The following is a 601-nucleotide window of genomic DNA, read 5'->3' as shown; positions in this document are numbered from 1 at the left end:
ACAGCTGATGAAAAAATACACATCGTTCAACGTTATTTGAACGGAAATGAAAGTTACCGAGAAATTAGTAAAGCGGTTGGTATAAGAGACACCGTAATTTTGAATTGGGTAAACCAATATAAACAAAATGGTGTGGAAGCTTTTCTAAAACGGTATACAAATTACACGCAACAATTTAAACTAGACGTACTAAATTTTATGATTGAAAACGGTACGTCCTTATTTGAAACGGCAGCTATTTTTAATATTCCTGCCCCTTCAACGATTATTGTTTGGAAAAAACAATTCGAAACACAAGGAATCGCTGCCCTTCAATCAAAGAAAAAGGGGCGTCCATCCATGGAAAAATATTCAAATAAACAATCCAAACAAACACCAGTTGAAGGTTCAGTCGAAGCACTTGAAGCACGTATTCAACAGCTTGAAATGGAAAATGAGTACTTAAAAAAGTTGAATGCCTTAGTTCAAAACAAGGAAAAATCACGAAACAGGACAAAGCACAAGTAGTCTATGAATTAAGGCATAAATATTCGGTGAAAGCACTTGTAGAGCTAGCTAACATTCCACGAAGCACGTATTATGATTTAGTAAAGAAAATGAA

General features: G+C 34.8%; 1 pseudogene. It reads left to right on the top strand.

Annotated elements, in window-relative coordinates:
• Positions 1-601: pseudogene (locus JDS81_RS29785) on the top strand (helix-turn-helix domain-containing protein); the annotation flags it as partial.

The sequence above is a fragment of the Bacillus cereus group sp. N31 genome (genome assembly GCF_016483245.1).
Taxonomy (GTDB): domain Bacteria; phylum Bacillota; class Bacilli; order Bacillales; family Bacillaceae_G; genus Bacillus_A; species Bacillus_A toyonensis.
Note: the sequence above shows the minus strand (reverse complement) of the source record. Positions and strands in the feature narration are given on the sequence as shown.